This window comes from Mycobacterium sp. SMC-15 (assembly GCF_045310925.1).
In the GTDB taxonomy this organism is placed as follows: domain Bacteria; phylum Actinomycetota; class Actinomycetes; order Mycobacteriales; family Mycobacteriaceae; genus Mycobacterium.
The window spans coordinates 25,337-50,659 of the sequence record NZ_JBJIAJ010000008.1; the positions used below are offsets into that span (position 1 = coordinate 25,337).

At 68.0% G+C, this 25,323-nt stretch carries 19 protein-coding genes, 1 tRNA gene and 1 pseudogene; 18 read left to right on the forward strand and 3 right to left on the reverse strand.

Translation table 11 applies throughout. The features are described from left to right. Positions 1-6: 6 nt before the first annotated feature. The 15 genes and pseudogenes from ACJH71_RS13125 to ACJH71_RS13195 all read left to right on the forward strand — a co-directional run bounded on the left by ACJH71_RS13125 (position 7) and on the right by ACJH71_RS13195 (position 17,947). A complete protein-coding gene (locus ACJH71_RS13125) occupies positions 7-2,031 on the forward strand; it encodes an acetyl/propionyl/methylcrotonyl-CoA carboxylase subunit alpha (RefSeq protein WP_406758455.1) in 2,025 nt (674 codons plus the stop codon). Continuing rightward, positions 2,028-3,188, forward strand: coding sequence for an acyl-CoA dehydrogenase family protein (locus ACJH71_RS13130; protein WP_406758456.1), 1,161 nt, complete (start codon positions 2,028-2,030; stop codon positions 3,186-3,188). The genes ACJH71_RS13125 and ACJH71_RS13130 overlap by 4 nt, the downstream gene beginning before the upstream one ends. Beyond that, a pseudogene (locus tag ACJH71_RS13135) lies at positions 3,188-3,774 on the forward strand (MaoC family dehydratase). Before ACJH71_RS13130 ends, ACJH71_RS13135 begins: the two are co-directional and overlap by 1 nt. After that, positions 3,771-4,568 carry an HpcH/HpaI aldolase/citrate lyase family protein gene (locus ACJH71_RS13140; protein WP_406758457.1) on the forward strand — a complete coding sequence of 266 codons (798 nt, stop codon included), beginning with the start codon at positions 3,771-3,773 and terminating at the stop codon, positions 4,566-4,568. The pseudogene ACJH71_RS13135 and the gene ACJH71_RS13140 overlap by 4 nt, the downstream one beginning before the upstream one ends. Positions 4,569-4,591: 23 nt before the next feature. Continuing rightward, positions 4,592-5,767 (forward strand): enolase C-terminal domain-like protein, encoded by a 1,176-nt coding sequence (locus ACJH71_RS13145; RefSeq protein WP_406758458.1) that lies wholly within the window; start codon positions 4,592-4,594, stop codon positions 5,765-5,767. A 4-nt stretch (positions 5,768-5,771) separates the two neighbouring features. Further along, positions 5,772-6,695 (forward strand): ketopantoate reductase family protein, encoded by a 924-nt coding sequence (locus ACJH71_RS13150; protein ID WP_406758459.1) that lies wholly within the window; start codon positions 5,772-5,774, stop codon positions 6,693-6,695. 69 nt (positions 6,696-6,764) lie between these two features. Continuing rightward, on the forward strand, positions 6,765-7,586 hold the full coding sequence (locus ACJH71_RS13155) for a class I SAM-dependent methyltransferase (protein WP_406758460.1): 822 nt from the start codon (positions 6,765-6,767) through the stop codon (positions 7,584-7,586). A gap of 93 nt (positions 7,587-7,679) precedes the next feature. Continuing rightward, complete coding sequence (locus ACJH71_RS13160; RefSeq protein WP_406758461.1) at positions 7,680-8,297, forward strand: TetR/AcrR family transcriptional regulator; 618 nt, start codon at positions 7,680-7,682, stop codon at positions 8,295-8,297. Continuing rightward, positions 8,290-9,363, forward strand: coding sequence for a DUF1214 domain-containing protein (locus ACJH71_RS13165; protein WP_406758462.1), 1,074 nt, complete (start codon positions 8,290-8,292; stop codon positions 9,361-9,363). The genes ACJH71_RS13160 and ACJH71_RS13165 overlap by 8 nt, the downstream gene beginning before the upstream one ends. Continuing rightward, positions 9,360-10,607 (forward strand): sulfotransferase family protein, encoded by a 1,248-nt coding sequence (locus ACJH71_RS13170; RefSeq protein WP_406758463.1) that lies wholly within the window; start codon positions 9,360-9,362, stop codon positions 10,605-10,607. Before ACJH71_RS13165 ends, ACJH71_RS13170 begins: the two co-directional genes overlap by 4 nt. Before the next feature lie 11 nt (positions 10,608-10,618). Further along, positions 10,619-11,680 carry a zinc-binding dehydrogenase gene (locus ACJH71_RS13175; RefSeq protein WP_406758464.1) on the forward strand — a complete coding sequence of 354 codons (1,062 nt, stop codon included), beginning with the start codon at positions 10,619-10,621 and terminating at the stop codon, positions 11,678-11,680. Between the two features lie 80 nt (positions 11,681-11,760). Further along, complete coding sequence (locus ACJH71_RS13180) at positions 11,761-14,403, forward strand: multicopper oxidase domain-containing protein (protein WP_406758465.1); 2,643 nt, start codon at positions 11,761-11,763, stop codon at positions 14,401-14,403. Between the two features lie 216 nt (positions 14,404-14,619). Further along, positions 14,620-15,714 (forward strand): pyruvate dehydrogenase (acetyl-transferring) E1 component subunit alpha, encoded by a 1,095-nt coding sequence (gene pdhA, locus ACJH71_RS13185; RefSeq protein ID WP_406758466.1) that lies wholly within the window; start codon positions 14,620-14,622, stop codon positions 15,712-15,714. Continuing rightward, positions 15,714-16,763: an alpha-ketoacid dehydrogenase subunit beta gene (locus ACJH71_RS13190; RefSeq protein WP_406758467.1), complete on the forward strand. Its 1,050-nt coding sequence runs from the start codon at positions 15,714-15,716 to the stop codon at positions 16,761-16,763. Before pdhA ends, ACJH71_RS13190 begins: the two co-directional genes overlap by 1 nt. Beyond that, complete coding sequence (locus tag ACJH71_RS13195; RefSeq protein WP_406758468.1) at positions 16,760-17,947, forward strand: dihydrolipoamide acetyltransferase family protein; 1,188 nt, start codon at positions 16,760-16,762, stop codon at positions 17,945-17,947. Before ACJH71_RS13190 ends, ACJH71_RS13195 begins: the two co-directional genes overlap by 4 nt. Positions 17,948-17,957: 10 nt before the next feature. Here the strand turns inward: ACJH71_RS13195 and ACJH71_RS13200 are convergent, their stop codons facing one another. The 3 genes from ACJH71_RS13200 to ACJH71_RS13210 form a co-directional block, all read right to left on the reverse strand. After that, complete coding sequence (locus tag ACJH71_RS13200) at positions 17,958-18,716, reverse strand: enoyl-CoA hydratase (RefSeq protein WP_406758469.1); 759 nt, start codon at positions 18,714-18,716, stop codon at positions 17,958-17,960. Positions 18,717-19,034: 318 nt separating this feature from the next. Then, on the reverse strand, positions 19,035-19,409 hold the full coding sequence (locus ACJH71_RS13205; protein ID WP_406758470.1) for an HNH endonuclease: 375 nt from the start codon (positions 19,407-19,409) through the stop codon (positions 19,035-19,037). 58 nt (positions 19,410-19,467) lie between these two features. Beyond that, a tRNA-Arg gene (locus ACJH71_RS13210) sits at positions 19,468-19,541 on the reverse strand. A gap of 320 nt (positions 19,542-19,861) precedes the next feature. Here ACJH71_RS13210 and ACJH71_RS13215 point away from each other — a divergent pair. The 3 genes from ACJH71_RS13215 to ACJH71_RS13225 are packed head-to-tail and all read left to right on the forward strand — an operon-like array spanning position 19,862 to position 25,313. After that, entirely contained in the window at positions 19,862-21,310 is a 1,449-nt protein-coding gene (locus ACJH71_RS13215; RefSeq protein WP_406758471.1) for a wax ester/triacylglycerol synthase family O-acyltransferase, read from the forward strand. Next, entirely contained in the window at positions 21,307-22,962 is a 1,656-nt protein-coding gene (locus tag ACJH71_RS13220) for an HAD-IB family hydrolase (protein ID WP_406758472.1), read from the forward strand. Before ACJH71_RS13215 ends, ACJH71_RS13220 begins: the two co-directional genes overlap by 4 nt. Next, on the forward strand, positions 22,959-25,313 hold the full coding sequence (locus ACJH71_RS13225) for a glycerol-3-phosphate 1-O-acyltransferase (RefSeq protein WP_406758473.1): 2,355 nt from the start codon (positions 22,959-22,961) through the stop codon (positions 25,311-25,313). Before ACJH71_RS13220 ends, ACJH71_RS13225 begins: the two co-directional genes overlap by 4 nt. Positions 25,314-25,323: the final 10 nt, after the last annotated feature.

The window sequence follows — 25,323 nt, forward strand, 5'->3', positions numbered from 1 at the left end:
GCGCACATGTTTGAAACCGTCTTGATAGCCAACCGCGGTGAGATCGCGGTCCGGGTGATCCGCACCCTGCGCCGGATGGGCATCCGATCCGTAGCCGTCTACAGCGACGCCGACGCCGGGGCGCGCCATGTGCGCGAAGCCGACACCGCGGTGCGCCTGGGGCCGGCACCGGTGCTGGAGAGCTACCTGTCGATACCCAAGGTGCTCGAGGCCGCCGCGACCACCGGCGCCCAGGCCATCCACCCCGGCTACGGATTCCTCTCCGAGAACGCTGGATTCGCGGCCGCCTGCGAGCGGGCCGGAGTGGTCTTCATCGGGCCGCCGGCCCGGGCCATCGAGGTGATGGGCGACAAGATCTCCGCGAAGAACACCGTCACCGCCTTTGAGGTGCCGGTGGTTCCGGGCATCGCCAAACCCGGTCTGTCCGACGACACCCTGGTGGAAGCAGCCGGCGAGATCGGCTACCCGGTGCTGATCAAGCCGTCGGCCGGCGGTGGTGGCAAAGGCATGCACCTGGTGGAGGAGCCTGCCCAGCTGCGCGCGGCGCTGGCCACCGCGCGGCGCGAGGCGGCCTCGGCGTTCGGTGACGACACCTTGTTCTTGGAGCGCTTCGTGCTGCGGCCGCGCCACATCGAGGTGCAGGTGCTCGCCGACACCCAGGGCAACGTGGTGCACCTCGGCGAACGCGAATGCAGCCTGCAGCGCCGCCACCAGAAGGTGATCGAAGAGGCGCCGTCGCCGCTGCTGGACGCCGCCACCCGCGACCGGATCGGCACGGCGGCCTGCAACACCGCCCGCAGCGTGGACTACGTCGGCGCCGGCACGGTGGAATTCATCGTCTCCGCCGATCGCCCGGATGAGTTCTTCTTCATGGAGATGAACACCCGGCTGCAGGTGGAACACCCCGTCACCGAAGCGATCACCGGCCTGGACCTGGTCGAGTGGCAGCTGCGGGTGGCCGCCGGGGAGAAGCTGTCCGTCACCCAGGACGACATCACCTTGACGGGGCACGCCATGGAGGCCCGGGTATATGCCGAGGACCCGGCTCGTGGCTTCTTGCCTACGGGAGGGCGGGTGCTGGCGGTGCACGAACCCACCGGCACGGGGGTACGGGTGGACTCGTCGTTGCAGGACGGCACCGTTGTCGGCAGCGACTACGACCCGATGCTGTCCAAGGTGATCGCGCACGGGGCCGACCGGGCGCAGGCACTGGTGCGCCTCGACGCGGCGCTGGCCGGCACGGCGGTGTTCGGCGTGCAGACCAACGTCGAGTTCCTGCGGTTTCTGCTGGCCGATGAGCGGGTGATCGCGGGTGACCTGGACACCGAACTGCTGGATGCGCGGTCGGGCGATTTCGCGCCGGTGCCCGCACCCGACGATGTGTTGGCCGCCGGTGGCCTCTATCGCCAGTGGGCGCTCTCGGGGCGATTTCGGCGCGATAATGCTCGCTCAGCGGGCGAAACCGCGCCGAGATCGCTGTGGGCGGCCCCGAGCGGATGGCGAATCGGCGCGGCGGCGCCGGTGCGTACCGAGATGCACACCCCGCTGCGCACCGAGACGGTGTCGGTGTGGGGCCTGCCCTACGCCGCGCAGGTGCAGATCGGTGACGGCGAGACCCAGAGCGCCAGCGCCCATGTCGAAGGCGACCAGCTGATCGCCACGGTGGCCGGGCGGCAACGCCGCTACCTGTTCGCCGAAGACGACGGTCAACTGTGGATCTGCGACGAACGCGGAAGCTGGCAGCTGCGAGAGGCCGAAGTGGTGCGTGTGCACCGCGGCGGCGCAACCCGCAGCGCAGAGATCGCCAGCCCGATGCCGGGCACCGTGATCGCCGTCAGTGCCGCATCGGAATCGACTGTCGGCGAAGGTGATCCGGTGCTCGTGGTCGAGGCGATGAAGATGGAGCACACCCTGACCGCCCCGATTTCCGGCCGGGTGCAGGTGTTGGTAGCGGTGGGCGATCAAGTGAAGGTGGATCAGGTGCTGGCGCGGCTGATCCCGGAGGAAGAGACCGAGGAAGCGAAATCATGACCACCATCGAGGCAGGAACCCTGCCGAGCCACTACCTGGACCTGCGCGACACCGTCGCTGAATTCGCCCGCACCGTCGTCGCTCCGGTGGCGGCCAAGCACGACGAAGAGCACAGCTTCCCCTACGAAGTGATCGCGAAGATGGGGGAGATGGGGCTGTTCGGCCTGCCGTTCCCCGAGGAGTACGGCGGGATGGGCGGCGACTACTTCGCCCTGGCGCTCGCCTTGGAGGAACTCGGCAAGGTCGACCAGTCGGTGGCGATGACCCTGGAGGCCGGGGTGGGCCTGGGGGCGATGCCGATCTACCGGTTCGGCTCCGAAGAACAGAAGCAGACCTGGCTGCCGGATCTGGTGAGCGGTCGCACGCTGGCGGGATTCGGCCTGACCGAACCGGGCGCCGGCTCCGATGCCAGCGGCACCAGGACCACCGCCCGCCGCGACGGCGACGAGTGGGTGATCAACGGCACCAAGCAGTTCATCACCAACTCCGGAACCGACATCACGTCACTGGTGACCGTCACCGCCGTCACCGGAACCCGGCCCGACGGCAAGAAGGACATCTCCACCATCATCGTGCCCTCCGGCACAGCGGGATTCACCGTGGAACCGGCCTACAACAAGGTCGGCTGGAACGCCTCGGACACCCACCCGCTCACCTTCGCCGACGCCCGCGTTCCCCAAGCCAACCTGCTCGGTGACGAGGGCCGGGGCTACGCGAACTTCCTGTCCATCCTCGATGAGGGCCGTATCGCGATCGCCGCGGTGGCCACCGGGGTGGCGCAGGGTTGCGTGGACGAAAGTGTGAAGTACGCCGGCGAGCGTGAGGCGTTCGGCCAGACGATCGGCTCCTACCAGGCGATCAGCTTCAAGATCGCCCGGATGGAGGCGCGTGCTCACGTCGCCCGTACCGCCTACTACGACGCCGCCGCGAAGATGTTGGCGGGCAAGCCGTTCAAGAAGGAGGCGGCGATCGCCAAGATGATCTCCTCGGAAGCGGCGATGGACAACGCCCGCGACGCCACCCAGATCCACGGCGGCTACGGCTTCATCAACGAGTACCCGGTGGCCCGGCACTATCGCGACAGCAAGATCCTCGAGATCGGCGAGGGCACCACCGAGGTGCAGCTGATGCTCATCGCGCGATCGTTGGGGCTGTGATGGGGAAGTCCTCCGCCGAGTGTGAATCCTGCGACGCCGTGTCGGCGTGTCGCGTCGCAGGATTCACACTCGGCGCCAGAAAGAGCGGAAGGGAAACGGCGTGAGCAAGACGGTCGAGCAGCGTGGGCTGTGGTTCGAGGAGTACGAGATCGGCACCATCTACGCCCACCGGCCCGGGCGGACCATCACCGAAGCCGACAACGTGCTGTTCACCACGCTGACTATGAACACCCAATCGCTGCACCTGGATGCGGCGTGGGCGGCCCAGCAACCGGGCTTCCGCGGTGAGCGCCTGGTGAATTCGATGTTCACCCTCTCCACGCTGGTCGGCCTGTCGGTGTCGCAGCTGACGCTGGGCACCATCGTGGCCAACCTGGGCTTCTCGGAGGTGTCGTTCCCCAAGCCGGTGTTTCACGGCGACACGCTGTACGCCGAGACGGTCTGCACCGACAAGCGGGAGTCCAAGAGTCGCCCCGGCGAGGGCATCGTGACGTTGGAGCACGTCGGGCGTAACCAGAACGGCGACATCGTCGCCCGCGCGGTACGCACCACGCTGGTGCGCAAGAAGCCCGCGGGGGACCAGTGAGCGCCGGTCCGGCCTGGCTGTTCTGCCCGGCAGATCGCCCGGAGCGATACGGCAAGGCGGCCGCGGTCGCCGACGTGGTGATCCTGGACCTGGAAGACGGTGTGGCCGCGGCGGATCGGCCCGCCGCCCGCGAAGCGCTGCGGAGCACACCCCTTGACCCGGAGCGGACCGTGGTGCGGGTGAACCCCGCCGGGACCGAGGACCAGGCCCGCGACCTGGAGGCCCTGGCCGACACCGCCTACACCACGGTGATGCTGGCCAAGACCGAATCCGCCGCACAGGTCGCCGCGCTGGCGCCACGGCAGGTGGTGGCCCTGATCGAGACGCCACGCGGCGCGGTGTTCTGCGCCGAGATCGCCGCCGCACAGCAGTGCGTCGCGATGATGTGGGGCGCCGAAGATCTGGTCGCCGCAATGGGCGGCGGCTCCAGCCGGCACGCTGACGGCCGGTATCGCGATGTGGCCCGCCACGTGCGCTCGAGTGTGCTGTTGGCCGCATCGACGTTCGGCCGGGCCGCATTGGACGCCGTCTACCTCAACATCGGCGACCTCGACGGGCTCAAAGCCGAAGCACTCGATGGCGCCGCGGTCGGATTCGCTGCTACGGTGTGCATCCACCCGAGCCAGATCGCGGTGGTCCGCGACGCCTATCGGCCCGCCCCGGAACGGGTTGACTGGGCGCGCAGGGTGCTCGCCGCGGCGCAGACCGAGCGCGGGGTGTTCGCGTTCGAAGGACAGATGGTCGACTCCCCGGTGCTGCGGCACGCGGAAGCCATCCTGCGGCGAGCGGATTGACGCACCAGGAGGACTGACACCGCATGCGCATCTCCCAGATCATCGAGACACCGGTGCGACTGCGCGGCGAGGTCGCCAACGCCTTGGTGGATTTCTCCCGGCACACGGTGTCACTGGTCGCGGTGGTCAGCGATCAGATCCGCGACGGGAAGCCGGTGACCGGTATCGCGTTCAATTCGATCGGCCGATTCGCCCAGAGCGGCATCCTGGCCGATCGGATGATCCCGCGGGTGCTGCGCGCGAATCCCGAGTCGTTGCTTGACGACGCCGGCCGGATCGATCCCGCGAGGGTGCTCAGTTGTGCGCTGGCCGACGAGAAGCCCGGCGGGCACGGCGACCGGGCCGGTGCGGCGGCCGCACTGGAGTTGGCCTGCTGGGACCTCAATGCCAAACTCGCCGACGAGCCCGCCTACCGCACCATTGCCGGGTATTTCGGCCGCGACACCGTCCCCGCCGCCGTGCCGGTGTATGCCGCCGGTGGCTACTACTACCCCGGCGACGACTCGGACGCCGGCCTGGATCGGCTGCGCAGCGAGATCCGTGGCTATCTCGACATGGGCTACGACGCGGTCAAGATGAAGATCGGCGGCGCGTCGACGAGCGAGGACCTGGCGCGCATCGAGGCCGTGATCGACATCGTCGGCAGCGGTGCCCGGGTCGCGGTCGACGCCAACGGCCGGTTCGGCGAGGCCGCCGCGGTGCAATGGGCCCACGCGCTGCGCCCGTATGGACTGCGCTGGTACGAAGAGCCCGGTGATCCGCTCGACTTTGCGTTGAATGCCGCGGTCATTGCGGCCTACGACGGTGCCATCGCCACCGGAGAGAACCTGTTCTCGGTGCGCGACGCGACCAACCTGCTTCGTTACGCCGGTATGCGGCCGGGCAGCGACATCTTCCAGATGGACGCCGGACTCAGCTACGGCCTGACCGAATACGCCCGAATGATCGAGGTCCTGGAAGCGAACGGCTTCGATCGCCGCTTCGCCTTCCCACACGGCGGGCACCTGATCAATCTGCACATCGTGGTCGCGTTGGGCCTGGGCGGCTGCGAGTCCTACCCCGGGGTGTTCGCACCGTTCGGCGGCTACGCACCGGGTTGTGTGCTGGCCGAGGGCACCATCGCGCCGACCGACGCGCCGGGCTTCGGGCTGGAGGAGAAGCCCGACCTGGCCGCCGTGATCGCCGACCTGGTGGGATGAGCAGATGAAGATCGCGGTCATCGGATGCGGCGCCATGGGTTCCATCTATGCCGCCAAGCTGGCGGCGGCCGGCAACGACGTGCTGGCGGTGGACCGGTCAAGCGCGCACGTCGAGGCCATCGCCGCGGGCGGCCTGCGGATCAGCGGACCGCAACCTGACCAGGTGGTTCCCATGCGCGCGGCCACCACCGCGCCGGATGAGCCGATGGATCTGGTGGTGTTGGCGGTCAAGGCCGCCGACGTCGCCACCGGGGCCAACCAGGCACTGCCGCTGCTCGGCGAGGACACGCCGGTGTTGACCATCCAGAACGGACTCGGATCGGCAGACACCGTCGCCGACATCGTCGGAACAGCCCGGGTGGCGGTCGGCATCGCCAGCGGCTTCGGGGCCTCTCGTCCCGCCCCGGGGCATGTGCACCACAACGCGATGCGTGCTGTCCGGTTCGGCGCCTATGCGGCGCTGCCGTTTTCGACGGTCGATCAGATCGCTCGGGTGTGGTCCGAGGCGGGATTCGACGCCGCCGCGGTCGCCGATATCGCTGCCATGCAGTGGGAGAAGCTGATCTGCAACGCCGCCTACAGCGCGCCGTGCGCGCTGACCGGCATGACGGTGGGGCAGGTCATGGACGACGCAGACATGGGACCGGTCAGCCGGGCCACCGCAACCGAGGCCTGGACGGTGGCGCGCGCCGCCGGAATCGGCATCGATGTGGCAGACCCGGTCGCGCATGTCCGGGCCTTCGGAGCGCAGATGCCGAACGCCAAACCGTCTGCGCTGCTGGATCATCTGGCCCGCCGAGTCAGCGAGATCGACGTCATCAACGGCGCTGTGGTGCGCACGGCCGCGCAGGTGGGGGAGCAGGTCCCGGTGAATGCCACCCTGACCGCGCTGGTCAAAGCGGTTGAACGTCAGTGGATAACGCCGTAGGGCTGAACACCACGCCGACCGGCGTTCAGCTCCGCCCGGTTTTCGCCGGCGGCGCTAGCGTGGATTGGCATGACCGATGACAAGGCGCGGGTGGACCTGAGCGGGTCCCCACAGACCATGCTCGCGACGCTGTACGCCAAGGCGCTGGATGCCGATCTGCCCGAACCCATCCTGGGAGACCGCTACGCCAAGGAAGTGGTCGCACGCATCGACTACGACTGGCGCAAGACCACCATCACCGCGGCCCGATCACCGTCGGTGACCACCCGCTCGGCACACTTCGACATCTGGGCTCGCCGATTTCTGGCGGCCAACCCCGATGCCGTGGTGCTGCACCTGGGTTGTGGGCTCGACGCCCGATACTTCCGGCTGCAGCCCGGCGATGGAGTCGACTGGTACGACATCGATTACGCGTCGGTGGCCGACCTGCGCCGGCAGCTGCTTCCGGAGCGACCCCACAATCATGTGGTGGCGGCATCGGTCACCGACCCGGCGTGGTTCGCCGAAATCCCCACCGGCCGGCCGACATTGATGCTGGGCGAAGGCCTGACCATGTACCTCACCGAATCGGACGGCGTGGCGTTGCTGCGCCGGGTGGTCGAGCACGCCCCGGGTGGGGAGTTGCAGTTCGACGCCTTCAACTGGCTGGGCGTCAAATCGCAGTGGTCCAACGCGGTGGTCCGCAGATCCGGGGCGAAGCTGCACTGGGCGATCAACGGCCCCGACGACATTCTTGCCGCGATACCGGGCACCCGGCTCCTGCAATGGGAGCGCTGGTTCGAGTCGGCCACGTACGCCCAACTGCCGCGCGCCTACCGGGCGCTGGGCAAGGCGATGTCGCTGATTCCGGCGGTGGCGAACATGTCGCAGTACCACCGCTACGCGTTCTGACCTGCGCAGTCGGGGCGGCCCACAACACCATTGACGAATTACGTTACGTAATGTAATTGTTTAGAGCGTGAGTCGTTCCCAACGGATGCCACAGTGACGGCGAGCCCGGACCAGGCCCCGGCCGGTCGCGGACGCCCGCGTGATCCGCGCACCGAGCAGGCCATCATCGAGGCCACCCGGCGGCTGCTGGCCCGCGACGGCTACGACCAGGTGTCCATCGAGGCGATCGCCCGCGAGGCAGACGTCAGCCGACCCACCGTCTACCGGCGTTGGCCGTCGAAGACCCACCTGGTGTTCGACGCGGTCTTCGGTGCCGCCGAGGTCGGTGACGTGCTGACCAGCTCGGGCGATTTCGAAGCCGACCTGCGCCAATTCGTTGCCGGCGTGTTCGAGTTCTGGCGCGCACCGGACGTGGCTGCCGCGGCACTGGGCATCCTGGCCGATCGCCACCGCGATCCGGAACTGTTCATCCGCACTCAACAGCTGCTGGACGAGACGACCCGGACCGCGTTCGGGGTTCTGGTGAGCGCCGGCATTGACCAAGGTGTGCTCGATGCCGACATCGATATCGAGATCGCCTATGACGCATTGGTGGGCACCAGCTTCTACGTCGCCCAAGTCTTGGCCACCGACACCGTCGATGCCGCCGCCGACAGGCTGTGCACCCTGCTGCTGCAGGGAATGAGAAAAAAGGAGAACCGGGATGAGTGACGAGTTATCGGATCTGTCTGAGGCATTCGGGTCTCTGCTCGACGAGGTCCGTGCGGTCGAGCAGCGCCTATTGAATGCCGATCCGCCGTTGGAGGAGGCTGACGTCCTCGACGGCTACCGATGGGCGTTGAGTCTGCTGCGCGTCGCCTCCGAGGCCTACATCTGGGGCGATGCGGACAAGCCGATCCTGGTCGACGTGATCGGTCCCTATCTCAAATGGGGCGGCGACAATTCGGATGCCTTCTACCAGCTGGCGCCGGTCGACCCGAGCCGCAGCTACCGGGTCACCGGCAACCGCGGCGACGCGGTCTATCTGTCCATGACCGTCTACGGCGGGCCCGACGACGGCCGCTACAGCGACCGCATCATCGACACCATCAACGATCGCGACGTCGGTTGCGACGCCGACGGAAACTTCGAATTCGTCATCAGTGCGACGGAGCAGCAGGGCAATTGGCTCAAACTGGAGCCCGACGCCGTGTTCATCCTGACCCGCGACTATCTCACCGACTCCGGGACCGATCGGCGCGTGCAGTGGAAGATCGAGGCGCTCGATGACACTGGCCGGCGCCCTGACACCCGGGCCGATCTGAGCCGGCGGATGCGCGCGGCGCGCACTTGGATCCGTGAACAGGCCGCCATGGCGCCCGTGCGGCTGCCGGCCAACGTGCTGCAGGAGCCCTACCCGGTTCCCAGCCGCACCGTGGGCTGGGCCGCCGGCGATGCCGCCTATTCGATGGGGGCCTACGAACTGCAACCCGGACAGGCGCTGGTCATCGAAGGAACATCGCCGGAGTGTGTGTTCTGGAATCTGTGCCTGTGGAATCCGTTCCTGCACACCTACGACTACACCCGCGAGCGGGTCACCATCAACGGCTCGCACGTCACCTATGCCCCCGACGGGTCCTGGCAGATCGTGATCAGCGAAACCGATCCCGGACATCCGAACTGGGTGTCCACCGCGGGCCGGTCCAAAGGCCTGATCTGGCTGCGCTGGTTCCTACCCGAGGCCACGCCCGACCCACTGAGCTGCCGGGTCGTCGACGTCGCAGAGCTGGCCTCATGAGCGCCGCCACTCGTCCGGGCGCCATCCGGCTTGAAGACCTTGCCAACCCGGTCTTTCCCGAGGCCGCGGCCCCGATGCGCGAAGGCCTAGCAGGCTACGGCGCGGTCCTGCAACTCACGCCGGAAGCACTGCTGCAGGCCGCAACCGAGCGAACTGGCCTGGACAACTGGGGCGACAACGGATTCCGCGAACGCCTCGACGTGCTGTGCGAATCGCTGGTCACCGAGGCCGACCTGTCCGGTGTCGGCCGGGCGATGGCATTCGAACAACTGGTGGGCCACCTGGTCAACCGGCTTCGACTGGAAGACCTGATCGCGGCGAACCCCGAGATCGAGAGCGTCGAGATCGACCGCCCGATCATCATCTGCGGTCTGCCACGCACCGGCACCACGCACCTGCACAACCTGATCGCCGCCGACCCGGCACTGCGCTACCTGCCGTACTGGGAGAGCATGGAGCCGGTTGCCACGCCGGGTGAACCCGATCCGCAGGCCAGGCGTGACCGCTGCGCCGTCGGCCTGGATCTGATCAACACCTCGATGCCCGAGTTCAAGCGCATGCACGACATGACCGTTGACCACGCGCACGAAGAGATCCAGCTGCTGGGCAATGACATCTCCGGAATGCTCTTCGAATGTAGTTACTACCTCCCGACATTCGCGCAGCACTACAAGACGCACGATCAGACCGCGTCGTACGCATACATGAAGCGCACCCTGCAGGCGCTGCAATGGCTACGCGGTGGGACCCGCTGGGTGCTCAAATCGCCGCAGCATCTGGAGCAGTTCCCCGCGCTATATGCCACCTTCCCCGACGCCACCTTCGTGGTCACCCATCGGGATCCGGTCGAGGTGACGCGATCGATGGCGACCATGATCAGCTACGCGGCACGTATGGCCTGCGACCAACCGGATCCGGTCAAGATCTCGAAGTACTGGCTGGACCGGGCCGACGACCTGCTCACCGGCTGCCTACGCGACCGCGACGTGCTGCCGGCGGCGCAGTCCGTCGACGTGCGGTTCGAGGACTTCATGGCCGACGAGGACGGAACCGTCGCCGCCATCTATGAGCTTGCGGGCCAGCCCCTTGACACCCGGGCCAAAGAAGCGATGACGCAATTCTGCGTCGAGCACCCCCGCGGGCGCTACGGCGCGGTCGACTACCAGCCGGCCGGTCTGGGGCTAGATGCCGACGAAGTGGCAAACCGACTGCGCGCCTACCGAAACCAATTCGTCGACGACTAATGGGAGAAACCATGAATCAACCGATCACCGCGGACGCCTGGGTCGCCACCGAACTCGGTGACCCGGCCAAAGTGCTGGCCCGCCAGAGCGTCGAGGTACGCGCGCCCGGACCCGGTGAAGTCCGGGTCGCCGTCAACGCGTTCTGCCTCAATTTCAACGACATCGACATCATCGGTGGCCGCTACACGACGCTGCCATTGCAGCCGCCGTTCGTGCCCGGCATGGAGACGGTCGGAGTCGTGGAAAGTGCCGGCCAGGGCGCCGAACACCTCGTCGGCCGGCGCATCGTCGGCATCCCGGTGATGGCCTTCGGCGGGTACGCCTCCTACGCGATCGTGGATGCGGCGACCGCGCTGGACCTGCCGGACTGGGTCAGCGATGTCGACGGCGCCGCCTTGCACTACCCGTTCCACCTGGGCTGGTTCGCATTGCGGGAACGTGGTCGCCTCAAGCCGGGGGAGACCCTGCTGGTGCACGCCGCCGCGGGCGGCACCGGATCCGGCGCGTTGGTGCTCGGCAAGGCGCTGGGCGCACGGGTGATCGCCACCGCCGGAAGCGACGAGAAGGTCGCCTTCTGCAAGGAACTCGGCGCCGACCACGCGATCAATTACCGCAACGGTGACTGGGTCGAGCAGGTCGTGGACCTGACCTACGGCCGTGGTGTCGACGTCGCGTTCGATGCGGTCGGCGGCGACGTGGCGGTGGAGACCTTCAAGTGCATGGGTTTGAACGGCCGGTACCTGATGGCCGGGTTCGCCCAGGACATCGCCCTGGAGGACGGCGACTACCTCTCGCCACGGCCCATCGCCTACAGCAACTTCGACGTGTGCGGGGTATGCCTGGTCTATGTCAACGACCCGGTGGCGATCCGGCGCACCCTGGGCTTCAACTGGCCGGCCCGCTCGGAAGGACTGGAAGCCCACGCGAAGATCCTGGAGATGCTGCGTACCGGGAAGATCCGTACCGTCGTCGGCGCAGAGGTTCCCTGGACCGATCTGCCGAATGCCTTGGAACGCATGGCCGCCCGCCAGACCATCGGCCGCCTGGTGGTCAGCACCGGCCATCACGGGTGACTTGCCCGGATCAAAACCGATGGCTTTCGATGTCTAAGGTCACTTCCGGCTGAGCGCGCGGCCACCGTAGCCTGGCGAACATGATTCCGTTGGGGCCGCCGCCCCCGGCGCCGGTCGCCAAACCCCGCCGCCGGGGTGGACCGCGCGGGCCGGTCTTCCTCGGCGCCAACATCGTGGTGCTGGGCTGGCTGGTCGTCGCGGTCGCGTTGCTGGTCGCGCACAACGTCGTTGCGCACCCAATCTGGCTGCCGGTGCACGCGCTGCTGCTCGGTGCGGCCACCAATGCGATCGTGATCTGGTCGGGACACTTCACCACCACGCTGTGCCGGGTTCCCGACCCGCCGCAATGGCACCTGGTGGCCAAACTGGTACTGCTCAACGTCGCCGTCGTCTCGACCCTGGCCGGTGTCGCCTTCAACACCGAGGCCCTGACCGGGATGGGTGGCACGGCCGTGGCCGTGGTCGCCGTCGCCCACGGCGTCGAGTTGATCGCGATGAAGAAGCGCGCCCTGTCGGCGCGCTTCGACTACCTGGTCGGTTTCTACCTGGCCGCCATCGCAGCGCTGCTGGCCGGATCAGCGACCGGTGCTGCCATGGCTTTCGGTGTGGCCCGATGGTATGCACGGCTGTGGACCACCCACGTGCACGTGATGCTCTACGGGTGGATCGGGCTGACGGTGGTGGGCACCTTGTTCACCCTGTGGCCCACCACAATCCGGGAAAAGATCACCCCTCGTAACTTTGCCATGGCCCAACGGGCGCTGCCGACGCTGACGGTGGGCCTATCTGTCACGGCTGCCGGTCTGCTCACCAACAGCTGGTGGCTCACCGCGGCAGGACTGCTGGGTTATGCGGTCGGAGTCGGCTTGTCCATCGTCGGGTTGTGGCCAGGGCGCAGCTTTACTGGACCTGCGGCCTGGATGCTGGTCGGAGCGACGGCCTGGCTCGGTGTTGCCGTCCTGATCGAGATGACCCGGCTGATCGCAGGCCGCTCCGTCGATGTGCTGCCCGCGTTCGTGGAGAACACCCTGCTGCCGCTGCTGGCGGTCGGATTCGTTGCGCAGATCCTGATGGGCGCGCTGAGCCAGCTGCTACCGATCCTGGTGGCCAACGGCCCACCCGTCCGCAAAGCAGTCATCGGCTATCTGGATCAAGGCTGGCAGGCCCGGGTGTGCGCGATCAACATCGCCGTACCGCTGGTCGCCGGGCCGTGGCCGCCGCCGCTGCCGTTGATCGGCTGGGTGCTGGCCGCGGTCGCGGTCGCCAGCTTCGTCCTGTTGGCGCTGCGGCTCGCGCTGCCCGTGGCGCTGCGCGGCCCGCTCGACATCGACGCGATCGCGCCGCATTCCCGGGCGGTCACCGGGGCTGTCGCCGTTGTCGCGGTGGCCGCGGTCGCCGCCGCTCTGGGGCTCGGAATCGGCGGTCCCGCACCGTCGGGGGCCACCGGTATCTCCGGGGAGGCACGCACCGTCGACGTCACGCTGAAGAACATGCGGTTCTCCCCGGACGTGATCAATGTGCCGGCCGGAACCCGACTGGTGCTGCGAGTCACCAACGTCGACGGATTGCCGCACGACTTGTACGTCGACACCGGCGAGCACACCCCGCGGTTGAGCCGCGGCCAGACCGCGGTGCTGGATCTCGGTGCGGTGCAACAGGACCGCGAGGCGTGGTGCGACGTACCCGGTCACCGGGCTGCGGGCATGACGATGACGATCCACGCCATCGGTGGTGCCCCCCGCCATGAGCACACCGGCGCGGGGCATGGTGGACTGCCCGCGCCGACCGCTTTGGACCTGGCCGCCGATCCGTCCCCGGGCTGGACACCGCGCGACGCGGTGCTCGCACCGGCGACCCCGGGCGTGCATCGGGTGGAACTACGCGCCGTCGACCGGGAACTGGAGATCGCGCCCGGCCGCAGGGAGATCCGCTGGACCTTCGGCGGCGTCGAACCGGCGCCGACGCTGCACGGCAGGGTCGGGGACACCTTCGAGATCACATTGAGCAACGACGCGACCATGGGCCACGGAATCGACTTTCACGCTGGAGCGCTCGCCCCGGACCAGCCGATGCGCACCTTGGCGCCGGGGGAGCGGCTGGTCTACCGGTTCACGGCGCATCGGGCCGGCGCCTGGCTCTATCACTGCAGTACCCCGCCGATGGCGCTGCACATCGCCAACGGCATGTACGGGGCGGTGATCATCGACCCACCCGGGTTGCCGACGGTGAACCGGGAATACGCCCTGGTCGGCGCCCAGCTCTACGCGAGCGCACCTGATTCCGACGCCCAAACCACGGCCATCCGCGCCGGCCAGCCCGACGGTTGGATGTTCAACGGCACCGCGGCTCAGTACATGCACGCCCCGCTGCCGGCGCGCACCGCCGAACGGGTGCGTGTCTGGGTGGTCAACGCCGGTCCGAGCGACTCGATCGCATTCCACGTCGTCGGGTCCCAGTTCGATACCGTCTACAAAGAGGGCGCCTGGCTGCTGCGGCCCGGCGGTTCAGCGAGGCTCGACGGAGGAGAGGCGAGGCTGGGACCGCCGCATGAGCCGAGCGACCCGTCGGCCCCGGCGGGCGGATCGCAGGTCCTCGACCTGGCGCCCGCCCAGGGCGGCTTCGTCGAGCTCACCTTCCCCGAACCGGGCCATTACCCGTTCATGGACCACGACATGCGGCATGCCGAGAACGGGGCGCACGGCGTCTTCGAGGTGACGGGTTAGCCCAGAACCCGTACCTCTACCCCCGTCGCCCCGCCGCCCCGTCGAGCGTGAAGTTGGCTTCACTCTCGGAGCCCGAACGTGCACCTACCTTCACGCTGGGCGGAGCTGCGACGTCGACGCGTTCACTGCCAGCTGAGGTGGTGCAGCGGAGCGCGGCGATCCCGGTGTGTGGTGCATTCGCTGGCATAATGAGATCAGCGTCACAAGGAGGCTCGCATGGGCCAGCTGCCAGGCATTACCGGTCCCCAGGTCGCCCTGGAGCCTGTGCAGCTGATCGGGCCGGACGGGGCGCCCACCACCGAGAATCGCTACAGCCGGGACCTGCCCGAAGAAACCCTCTGTTGGCTCTATGAGCTGATGGTGCTCACCCGAGAACTCGACACCGAACTGGTCAACCTGCAGCGCCAGGGCGAGCTGGGGCTCTATGCGTCGAGCCGAGGCCAGGAGGCGGCCCAGGTCGGCGCCGCCGCGTGCCTGCGCAAGACCGACTGGCTGTTCCCGCAGTACCGCGAGCTGGGCGTCTTCGTCACCCGGGGAATCCCGCCGTGGCATGTCGCGGCTGCCTGGCGCGGAACCTGGAACGGCGGGCTGGAGTTCACCGAGAAGAATTGCGCGCCGATCTCGGTTCCGATCGGTACCCAGGCGCTGCACGCGGTGGGCGCGGCGATGGCCGCCCAACGCCTGGCCGAGGATTCCGTCACCGTCGCCTTTGTCGGCGACGGCGCAACCAGCGAGGGTGACGTACACGAGGCACTGAATTTCGCCGCCGTGTTCAGCGCCCCGTGCGTGTTCTACGTGCAGAACAACCAATGGGCCATCTCCGTGCCGCTGAGCAAGCAGACCGCCGCTGTCTCGCTGGCGCATAAGGCGATCGGCTACGGCATGCCCGGTATCCGGGTGGACGGCAACGACCCGCTGGCCTGCTACGCGGTGATGGCCGAAGCCGCCGAGCGGGCGCGACACGGTGATGGCCCGAGCCTGGTCGAGGCCGTCACCTACCGGCTCGGACCGCACACCACCTCCGATGATCCGACCCGCTACCGCAGCGACGCCGAAGTCGACCAGTGGACGGCGCTCGACCCGATCCCGCGTTACCGCACCTACCTGCGCAATATCGGCGTGTGGTCGCAGCGCTTGGCGGACCGGGTCGAGGCTCGGGCCAAGCGCGTACGCAGCGAGCTGCGAGACGCCACCGTCGGGGCTGCCGACGCCGACATCGACGAGGTATTCACCGCCGTCTTCACCGACATCACCCCGGATCTGCAGCAGCAGCGCGCCGCGCTGCGCGCCGAATTGGGCAGGGGGCGCTGATGACCCAGATCCTCGAACCGCCGACCCGCGCAGCGACCCCGACCCCAGCGGCCGGATCCGGCGCCCGCACCGAAGAGCTGACCATGGTGGCCGCGCTCAACCGGGCGCTGCGCGATGCGATGGACGCCGAGCCCAAGGTCCTGGTGTTCGGCACCGACGTAGGCGTGCAGGGCGGGGTGTTCCGGGTGACCGAGGGCCTGGCCGAAACCTTCGGTGAGCAACGCTGTTTCGATACTCCGCTGGCGGAATCGGCGGTGATCGGCATCGCCATCGGGTTGGCCATTCGTGGCTTCGTCCCGGTTCCGGAGATCCAGTTCGACGGGTTCAGCTACCCGGCATTGGACCAGGTGGTCAGCCACCTGGCCAAGTACCGGACCCGGACTCGCGGCGCGGTATCGATGCCGGTCACCGTACGCGTCCCGTCGTTCGGCGGAATCGGTGCGGCCGAGCATCATTCGGAATCCACCGAAACCTACTGGGCGCACACCGCCGGACTGAAGGTGGTGGTGCCCGCCGACCCGTCGGACGCGTACTGGCTACTGCGCCACGCGATCGCCGCCCCCGACCCGGTGATGTTCCTGGAGCCCAAGCGGCGGTACTGGGCCCGCGGACCCGTCGACACCGAACACCCCGCGCCGGGCATCGGGTGCGCTGCCGTACGCCGGGCCGGCACCGACGTCACGGTGCTCACCTACGGCGGCGGAGTGGCCACCGCAATGTCCGCGGCCGACATCGGCGCGCAACACCACGGGTGGAGCCTGGAGGTGGTCGACCTGCGCTCGCTGGTCCCGCTCGACTTCGACACGGTCGCGGCGTCGGTGCGGCGCACCGGGCGATGCGTGGTGCTGCACGAGGGCCCGCGCAACCTCGGCTACGGCGCCGAACTGGCCGCCCGCATACAGGAGGAACTGTTCTACGAGCTGGAGGCACCGGTGTTGCGCGCCAGCGGATTCGACACCCCTTATCCACCGGCCCGGCTGGAACGGCTGTGGCTGCCCGGCCCCGATCGGCTGCTGGACTGCGTTCAGCGCGTGCTGGAGGCGCCGTGAGTACCGAGACGGTCCAGACCTTCAGCGTTCCCGATCTCGGGGAGGGCCTCGAAGAGGTGACGGTGACCACTTGGAACGTCGCGGTCGGCGATCAGATCGAACTCAACCAGGCGCTGTGCTCGGTGGAGACGGCCAAAGCCGAAGTGGAGATCCCCAGCCCGTATGCCGGGCGGGTGGTCGAGCTGGGTGGCGCGCTGGGAGACGTGCTCGCGGTCGGGGCACCGCTGGTGCGCATCGACACCGGCACATCGGCCGAGCGTCCGGCCGCTCCGGCGGGACGCGCACCGGTGCTGGTCGGCTACGGCGCCGACGACAGTTTCGACACCAGCCGCCGCACCTGCACGTCCACGACTGGGCGGCCCAAAGCCAAGCCGGGGGCGCGCAAACTCGCCGCTGAGTTGGGTGTCGATTTGAGTGCAGTGCCGCCCGGCCCGAGCGGTGTGATCACTCCCGATGGTGTGCGAGCGGCCGCCGGCGAAGCGGCTCCCGACGACGAACTTCGTCCACCCAGCCCGGTGCAGGCGGCCATGGCCGAGCGGATGACACTGTCCCGCAGCAGGATCCCCGACGCGCACGGCCGCGTGCAGGTCGACGGCACCAACCTGCTGCAGCTGCGGGATCGGCTGGTCGAGACGGGCGGTGCGACGATCACTCCGTTCGTGCTGATGCTGCGCCTGCTGGTTATCGCCCTGACCCGCCACCCGGTGCTCAACGCGACATGGGTCGAAGCACCGGAGGGTCCGATGATCCGCACCCATCGCGGCGTGCACCTGGGCTTCGGGGTGGCCGCGCCCCGCGGCCTGCTGGTGCCGGTGGTGTTCGACGCGCACCGCAAGACCACCCGCGAACTTGCCGACACCGTTGCGCGGCTGATCGCCGAGGCAAGGGCCGGCACACTCAAACCTGCCGAGCTGCAGGGGTCGACGTTCACGGTCTCCAACTTCGGGGCGCTCGGCCTCGACGACGGGGTGCCGGTGATCAATTACCCGGAGGCGGCCATCTTGGGGATCGGTTCGCTCAAACCACGGCCGGTGGCGGTGGGCGATACCGTCGTCGTACGTCCGCAGCTGACCTTGACGTGCGCGTTCGACCATCGCGTCGCCGACGGTGCGCAGACCGCCGAATTCCTGTGCGCGCTTCGCGATCTGATCGAACAACCGGAGATCGCGCTGCTGGATCTGTAGCCGGGTGCCGCTACTTGCGCTGCGCTGCGGCCAGCCGTGCGGCGAAGTCCGGCGACTCGACGGACGCTGCCTGCGGGCCCAGCTCGGTCCGCTTGGCGAACTCGTGTTGGTCGCCCTCGATCGCCCCGGGGCTGGCGGTGGCGCGCATTGTTTCCTTGGTCGCCAAGACCACCTGCCGAGGCGCCGACGCCGGTCCGGCGGCCAGCTTCATCGCCGCGGCGACCGGGTCGTCGTCGATCTGCAGCGCCAAGCCGTGCCGCACCGCGGCCTCGGCGTCGAAACGCATGCCGAACAACAGGGCGGCCCGCGCCACCTGAGGCCCCACCGCCCGGTGCAACATCCAGGTGGCGCCGCCGCCGGGATGCAGACCCAGCTGCTGGAACCGGGCATCGAACAGCGCCGCCGGACCGGCGATACGCACGTCGGCGGCCAGCGCCAGGTTCAAGCCCGCACCCACCGCGGCGCCGTTGACGGCGGCGATCGTGGGCAACGTGCACTGCGCGACCGCCATGAAACCGTCGTACAGCGCCAACAGTCCGTCCTCGGTCGCCACACCGAGGGCCGACAGGTCGGCTCCGGCGCAGAACGCCCGGCCCGCTCCGGTCACCACCACCGCGTGCACATCGGGGTCGGCTTCGGCCCGCTCCACAGCGGCCCGCAGCTGCACCGACATCGTGCCGGTGACGGCATTACGCCGGTCCGGATCGTTGACGGTGATCAGCGCCACGCGGTCGGTGACGCTGTATAAGACGAGGTCGGGAGGTGTCATAGGGCGATGACGCTACCGCGGTGGGGAGCGTTCAGCCGATCCAGGTGACGACCCCTGCGGTCACCCCCACCATCGCGATCATGAACATGGTGAAGAAGATGAGCGCCCGTTCGTGGCTCATGGATCTGCCTTTCGCGATTTGCCCGGTCTCCTTGTCGTTCCGCGCGACGGGGTGTCGTGCGAACCGGGCTTCTGGCGTTCCGCTGCGGCTGACGCGCCGCTGTTCGGCGGCGGTCGATGCGTTTGACGGATCGTCCTTGATTGATCGTTGACGCTCCAGAGTAGTGGCTAGCCCGGCTGCTTGCCGAATCCCCGGTGTTAATCGCCGAGGCGCAGTGCCCGCAAGATGGTCGCGTGGCGTAGCAGGAACGTGCGTTCGTCAAGCTTCTTGCGACGAAGCCACTCGGTGACCTCGCCGTTGTGTTTGCTTGCGTTGCAGGAAGCGCAGGCAGGGACCACGTTTTCGAGGGTGTAGCGGCCGCCACGCGAGATCGGAACAACGCAGTCGCGCTGCAATGCCGGGCTCGTCATTTGGCAGTATGCGCACCCGCCCCACGCGTCTAGGAGGGTGTCCCACTGGGCTGCGGTGAGGTCATTGTCGACGCGAGCGAGCCGCCGTCGTCGTCGAGTCGCGTAACGCGCGCGAGCCGCCCCTGAGGTTTTGGCAGACGGAAACCTGCGTCGAGGTGGCATTGGAGTAACGGTAGCCGGGCCGATCGCCTCTGCTCGAGCGCTTCGCCCCGGGTTGACGCGCCCCCGGCAGGACTCGAACCTGCGACCACAAGATTAGAAGTCATGTGCTCTATCCACCTGAGCTACGGAGGCAATGCGGGTCCAGTTTATCCGCTGGTAGGGGTGGATCCGCGCCGACCGAGAAAAGCCGCAAGCCGGACTCATGCGGCGCTTCCAGCTTCGCCTGCCCTTCGTCGATCCTCGCTAAACCGCCGGTTTCCAATTCAACCGGCCAACACAGTATTTCGATTTGTCGGCAGGGATCCTGATCTGCGCCAATCGACACCCGTCGCCCTGGGCAAACAACTAGCGTTGAATGATGGCCGTGACGTCTGTGAATCAGGAGTGGTGTGTGGTGACAGCCGTGGTGTGCCGATCAGGGCGGGGCCGCGCTGCGGCATGGGGAGTTCGGCGTGGGTGACCTCGTCGACGCCGACGGCCTGCCCACCGAACTCGGTGCTCTCGACTACCTGTTGCACCGCGGGGAGGCCAATCCGCGTACCCGCTCGGGGATCATGGGCCTAGAGCTGCTCGACACCACACCGGACTGGGACCGCTTCCGGAACCTGTTCGAGAACGTCTCGCGGAAAGTGCTGCGGTTGCGCCAGAAGGTGGTGGTGCCCACGCTGCCGACGGCGGCGCCGCGGTGGGTGGTGGACCCCGACTTCAACCTCGATTTTCATGTCCGGAGGGTCCGGGTGCCCGAACCCGGGGGCTTGCGCGAGGTGCTCGATCTGGCCGAGGTCGCCCTGCAATCCCCGATGGACATTCAGCGCCCGCTGTGGTCGGCGACGCTGGTGGAGGGGCTGGCCGACGGGCGTGCCGCCACCTTGATGCATCTGAGTCACGCGGTCACCGACGGCGTCGGCGGTGCCGCGATGTTCGGCCGGATCTACGACCTAGAGCGCGATCCGCCGGCCCGGTCGATGCCCCCGCAACCGGTACCGCAGGACCTGTCGGCCAACGACCTGATGCGCGACGGCATCAACCACCTGCCGATCGCGATGCTCGGCAGCACCCGCGATGTGCTGTTGGGGGCGCTGTCGATGGCGACCCGCACCGTGCGTGACCCGCTGTCGGCGGTCACCGGCGCCATCACCTACGCGCGGTCGGGCGCGCGAGTGATGAGTCAGGCCGCCGAACCCTCGCCACTGCTGCGCCGGCGCAGCCTGGCCAGCCGGACCCAGGCGATCGACGTGCGACTGTCGGATCTGCATCGGGCCGCCAAGGCCGGCGGCGGATCCATCAACGACGCCTACCTGGCAGCCGTGTCCGGTGCACTGGGGCGCTACCACCGGGCGCTGGGGGTGCCGATCGCGACGCTGCCGATGGCGATCCCGGTGAACCTGCGCGCCGACGCCGATCCCGCCGGCGGCAATCGGTTCACCGGGGTGAACCTGGCCGCCCCGGTCGGAGTCGCCGACCCGGTGGAGCGGATCAAGCGGATTCGGTCTCAAATGACCCAGCGCCGTGACGAGCCGGCGATGGACGTGCTCGGCTCCATCGCGCCGCTGCTGAGCGTCTTTCCGTCGCCGGTTCTGGAGAAGATGACCGAGTCGGTGGTCAGCGCCGACGTGCAGGCCAGCAACGTGGCGTTCTATCCCGGCGAAACCTACATCGCGGGAGCGAAGGTGCTGCGGCACTACGGAATCGGCCCGTTGCCGGGCGTCGCGATGATGGTGGTGCTGATTTCCCGTGGTGGTGAGTGCACCATCACGGTCCGCTATGACCGCGCAGCCGTCCGCGACGAAAAGCTGTTCACCACGTGTCTGGTGGAGGGCTTCGACGAAGTGCTCGCGCTCGCCGGTGACCCGGCGCCGCGCTGCGTGCCGGCTTCCTTTGCCACCGGTGGTGAGTCATGACCGACGACGCGAATTCGCGGCCGCCGCGCGACATGCGGTTGCCCGGCTCGGTGGCCGAGATCGCCGCCAGCCCGCCCGGACCCAAGATCGGCGCGTTCTTTGACCTCGACGGCACCCTGGTGGCCGGCTTTACCGCCGTCATCCTCACCCGGGAGCGCTTCCGCAGCCGCGATATGGGGCTGGGGGAGTTGTTCGGCATGATCCAGGCCGGACTCAACCATCAACTGGGCCGCATCGAGTTCGAACAGCTCATCACCACGGCGTCCTCGGCGCTGCGCGGCCGCTCGATCACTGATCTCGACGAGATCGGTGAGCGGCTGTTCGTTCAGAAGATCGCCAAACGCATCTACCCGGAGATGCGCGAAGTGGTGCGGGCGCACCAGGCGCGCGGACACACGGTGGTACTGAGTTCGTCGGCGCTGACCATCCAGGTCGAACCGGTGGCCCGTTTCCTGGGCATCACCAACACACTCACCAACGCTTTCGTGACCGATGAGGACGGGGCGCTCACCGGCGAGGTGGTCGAACCGATCCTGTGGGGGCCGGGCAAGGCGGCCGCGGTGCAGAAGTTCGCCGCCGAACACGACATCGACCTGCAGGACAGTTACTTCTATGCCGACGGGGACGAAGACGTCGCGCTGATGCACCTGGTCGGCAATCCGCGACCGACGAACCCCGAGGGCAAGATGGCCTCGGTGGCCCGCAAGCGCGGCTGGCCGATCCTGCAGTTCAGCAGCCGCGGCAGTGGCGTGGTCGGCCAACTGCGGAACCTGGCCGGACTCAGCTCGATCGTCCCGGTGGGCGCCGGAGCGATTGGGCTGGGCCTGTTGAGTGGCAGCCGGCGTCGGGGCGTCAACTTCTTCACCGCGCTGTTCCCGCAGGTGCTGTTGGGCCTCAATGGTGTGCGGCTCAACGTGATCGGCAAAGAGAACCTCACCGCAACCCGGCCGGCGGTGTTCATCTTCAACCACCGCAACCAGGTCGATCCGGTGATCACTGCCTCACTGGTGCGTGACAACTGGATCAGCGTCGGCAAACGGGAGCTGGAGAGAGACCCGATCGCCGGTCCGCTGGGGAAACTGACGGAGATGGTGTTCATCGACCGCGACGACGCGGCGGCGGCCGTGGAGTCCCTGCAACAGGTCGAGGAACGCGCCAAGCGGGGCCTGTCGGTGGTGATCGCACCGGAAGGCACTCGGGTGGACACCACCGGGGTGGGCCCCTTCAAGAAGGGGCCGTTCCGGCTCGCGATGGCGGCCGGGATTCCGATCGTGCCGGTGATCATCCGTAACGCCGAGGTGGTCGCCGCCCGGGACTCGATCAGCGCTCACCCCGGCACCGTGGACGTCGCGGTGTTCCCGGCCATCTCGGTCGAGGACTGGACGGTGGACTCGCTGCCCGAGCGGATTGCGGAGGTCCGCCAGCTGTATCTGGACACACTGGCCGACTGGCCGGTCGACGAGTTGCCGGCCTGGTCGCCCAAGCCGTCCGCCCCGGCCAAGAAGGCAGCGGCCAAGAAAGCCCCGGCCAAGAAGGCACCGGCGAAGAAGGCTCCGGCGAAAAAGGTTCCGGCCAAGAAGGCGGCCGCCAAGAAAGCCCCGGCCAAGAAGGCTCCGGCCAAGAAGCCGCCGGCCTCAAAGGAGGAGCAGTGACGACATCACCGGCCACTGGCGCCTCGGGGGCCACCACAACCGCTGACACGCTGGTCTTGGCCTATGTGTCGTCGCCGGTGGAGGCCGACCTCGTTCACGAGTGGCTGGAACGGTACCGGGACGGCCGGCCCGGCGACCGTATCGAACTGCTGGAGCTCGACCCGTCGCAGCGCTCACCCGGGGCGATGGCTCGGCTGGTGGGGCATCTCGAACGCGACGAGCGGCGGTCGATCCTGCCGGTGCGGGTCTTCTGGATGCCCCGTGCCGAAGCCTCCGCCCTGAAGCGGGTGGCCGCCTTGCTGCCCGGCCGCAATCCCTATCGGCCCAGCGAACGCCAACAGCGCCAGATCCTGCGTACCGAGTCGTCGCTGGCCCGCGTGGTGGTCGGCGAGCCTGCCAGCGTCGCCGACCTGCGCAGTCAGTGGAGTGAGAACACCGTCGGTGAGAATCCCCGGGACTTCGCGCATTTCGTCACGCGCCGGGCGGTGCTGGCGCTGGAGCGCGCCGAGAACCGGATCCTGGGCCCGCAGTACAAGTCGCCACGGCTGGTGAAACCGGAGATCTTGGCGTCCACCCGGTTTCGCGAGGGACTGGAAGCCATCCCGGGCGCCACCGTCGACGAGGCCGGCAAGATGCTCGATGAGCTGTCCACCGGCTGGAGCCGGGTGTCGGTAGACATGGTCGCCGTCTTGACCAGGATGCTCAGCCGCGGCTTCGACCCCGAGATCGACTACGACGAGTACCAGGTCGCTGCGCTGCGCACCGCGCTGGAGAACCATCCCGCGGTGCTGCTGTTCTCGCACCGGTCCTACATCGACGGCGCCGTCATGCCGGTGGCGATGCAGGAGAACCGGCTGCCGCCGGTCCACGTCTTCGCCGGCATCAACCTGTCGTTCGGATTGATGGGGCCGTTGCTGCGCCGCTCGGGGGTCATCTTCATCCGCCGCAGCATCGGCAACAACCCGCTCTACAAATACGTGCTCAAGGAGTACGTCGGCTATGTGATGGAGAAGCGATTCAATCTGAGCTGGTCCATTGAGGGCACCCGGTCGCGCACCGGCAAGATGCTGCCGCCCAAGCTCGGTCTGATGACCTACGTCGCCGACGCCTACCTGGACGACCGCACTGAAGATGTTCTCCTGCAGGGCGTTTCGATCAGCTTCGATCAGTTGCACGAGACCGACGAGTACGCCGCCTATGCCCGGGGCGGAGAGAAGACCCCGGAGGGCATCCGCTGGCTCTACCACTTCATCAAGGCGCAGGGCGAACGCAACTACGGCAAGATCTACGTTCGTTTTCCCGAGGCCGTGTCGATGCGCCAGTACCTTGGTGCCCCTGACAGTCAGACCGCGACCGACCCGGACGCCAAGCGGCTGGCCATGCAGAAGATGGCCATCGAGGTGGCCTGGCGGATCCAGCGCGTCACTCCGATCAGCGCGACCGGTCTGGTGTCGGCGTTGCTGTTGACCACGCACGGGCTGGCATTGACGCTGGACCAGATCCACCATTCGCTGCAGGCCGGCCTGGATTACCTGGAACGCAAGCAGACTCCGATCTCCACCAGCGCGTTGCGGCTGCGCAGCCGTGACGGGGTACGCGCGGCGGTGGATGCGCTGTCCAACGGGCATCCGGTCACCCGCGTCGACGGCGGGCGGGAGTCGGTGTGGCGGATCGCCCCCGAAGACGAGCACGCCGCGTCGTTCTACCGCAATTCGGTGATCCACGCCTTCCTGGAGACCTCGATCGTCGAACTGGCCCTGGCGCACGCCGGCCGCGGCGAAGGCGACCGGCTGGACGCGTTCTGGACGCAGGCGATGCGGCTACGGGACCTGCTGAAGTTCGACTTCTACTTCGCCGACTCCGCGTCGTTCCGCGACAACATCGCCGAAGAGATGTCCTGGTTCGGTGACTGGCAGACGCGGGTAGGCGCGGGTGGCGCCGAGATCGACGGGATCTTGTCCGAGAAGACTCCGGTGACCTCCGACGTCATGCTGCGGGTGTTCTTCGAGTCCTACGCGATCGTCGCCGACGTGCTCTGCGACGCGCCGGACGACATCGGTGAGAACGAACTGACGCAGTTGGCCCTGGGGGTCGGCCGCCAGTACGTGGCGCAGGGCCGCGTCCGCAGCAGCGAATCGGTGTCCACCCTGCTGTTCGCGACCGCATGTCAGGTGGTCGCCGACCAGGGTCTGCTGGAACCCGCGCCGGATCTGGCGGGACGCCGCAAGGCGTTCCGGGCTGAACTGCGAGCGATCCTGCAAGACTCCGACCACATCGCCCGCATCGCCCGGGAGGCGTTTGCCGCCCGGGACGTGGAGGTGCGGCGGCATTGGCGGGGATTGAACAGGTAGCGGGGCGGGC

What these genes read in the sequence shown, in the direction of transcription:
- ACJH71_RS13130 (WP_406758456.1), top strand. Translation starts at nt 2,028, where the DNA reads ATGACCACCATCGAGGCAGGAACCCTGCCGAGCCACTACCTGGACCTG.
- ACJH71_RS13190 (WP_406758467.1), top strand. Translation starts at nt 15,714, where the DNA reads ATGACCCAGATCCTCGAACCGCCGACCCGCGCAGCGACCCCGACCCCA.
- ACJH71_RS13150 (WP_406758459.1), top strand. Translation starts at nt 5,772, where the DNA reads ATGAAGATCGCGGTCATCGGATGCGGCGCCATGGGTTCCATCTATGCC.
- pdhA (WP_406758466.1), top strand. Translation starts at nt 14,620, where the DNA reads ATGGGCCAGCTGCCAGGCATTACCGGTCCCCAGGTCGCCCTGGAGCCT.
- ACJH71_RS13165 (WP_406758462.1), top strand. Translation starts at nt 8,290, where the DNA reads ATGAGTGACGAGTTATCGGATCTGTCTGAGGCATTCGGGTCTCTGCTC.
- ACJH71_RS13220 (WP_406758472.1), top strand. Translation starts at nt 21,307, where the DNA reads ATGACCGACGACGCGAATTCGCGGCCGCCGCGCGACATGCGGTTGCCC.
- ACJH71_RS13125 (WP_406758455.1), top strand. Translation starts at nt 7, where the DNA reads ATGTTTGAAACCGTCTTGATAGCCAACCGCGGTGAGATCGCGGTCCGG.
- ACJH71_RS13175 (WP_406758464.1), top strand. Translation starts at nt 10,619, where the DNA reads ATGAATCAACCGATCACCGCGGACGCCTGGGTCGCCACCGAACTCGGT.
- ACJH71_RS13180 (WP_406758465.1), top strand. Translation starts at nt 11,761, where the DNA reads ATGATTCCGTTGGGGCCGCCGCCCCCGGCGCCGGTCGCCAAACCCCGC.
- ACJH71_RS13200 (WP_406758469.1), bottom strand. Translation starts at nt 18,716, where the DNA reads ATGACACCTCCCGACCTCGTCTTATACAGCGTCACCGACCGCGTGGCG.
- ACJH71_RS13145 (WP_406758458.1), top strand. Translation starts at nt 4,592, where the DNA reads ATGCGCATCTCCCAGATCATCGAGACACCGGTGCGACTGCGCGGCGAG.
- ACJH71_RS13155 (WP_406758460.1), top strand. Translation starts at nt 6,765, where the DNA reads ATGACCGATGACAAGGCGCGGGTGGACCTGAGCGGGTCCCCACAGACC.
- ACJH71_RS13170 (WP_406758463.1), top strand. Translation starts at nt 9,360, where the DNA reads ATGAGCGCCGCCACTCGTCCGGGCGCCATCCGGCTTGAAGACCTTGCC.
- ACJH71_RS13205 (WP_406758470.1), bottom strand. Translation starts at nt 19,409, where the DNA reads ATGCCACCTCGACGCAGGTTTCCGTCTGCCAAAACCTCAGGGGCGGCT.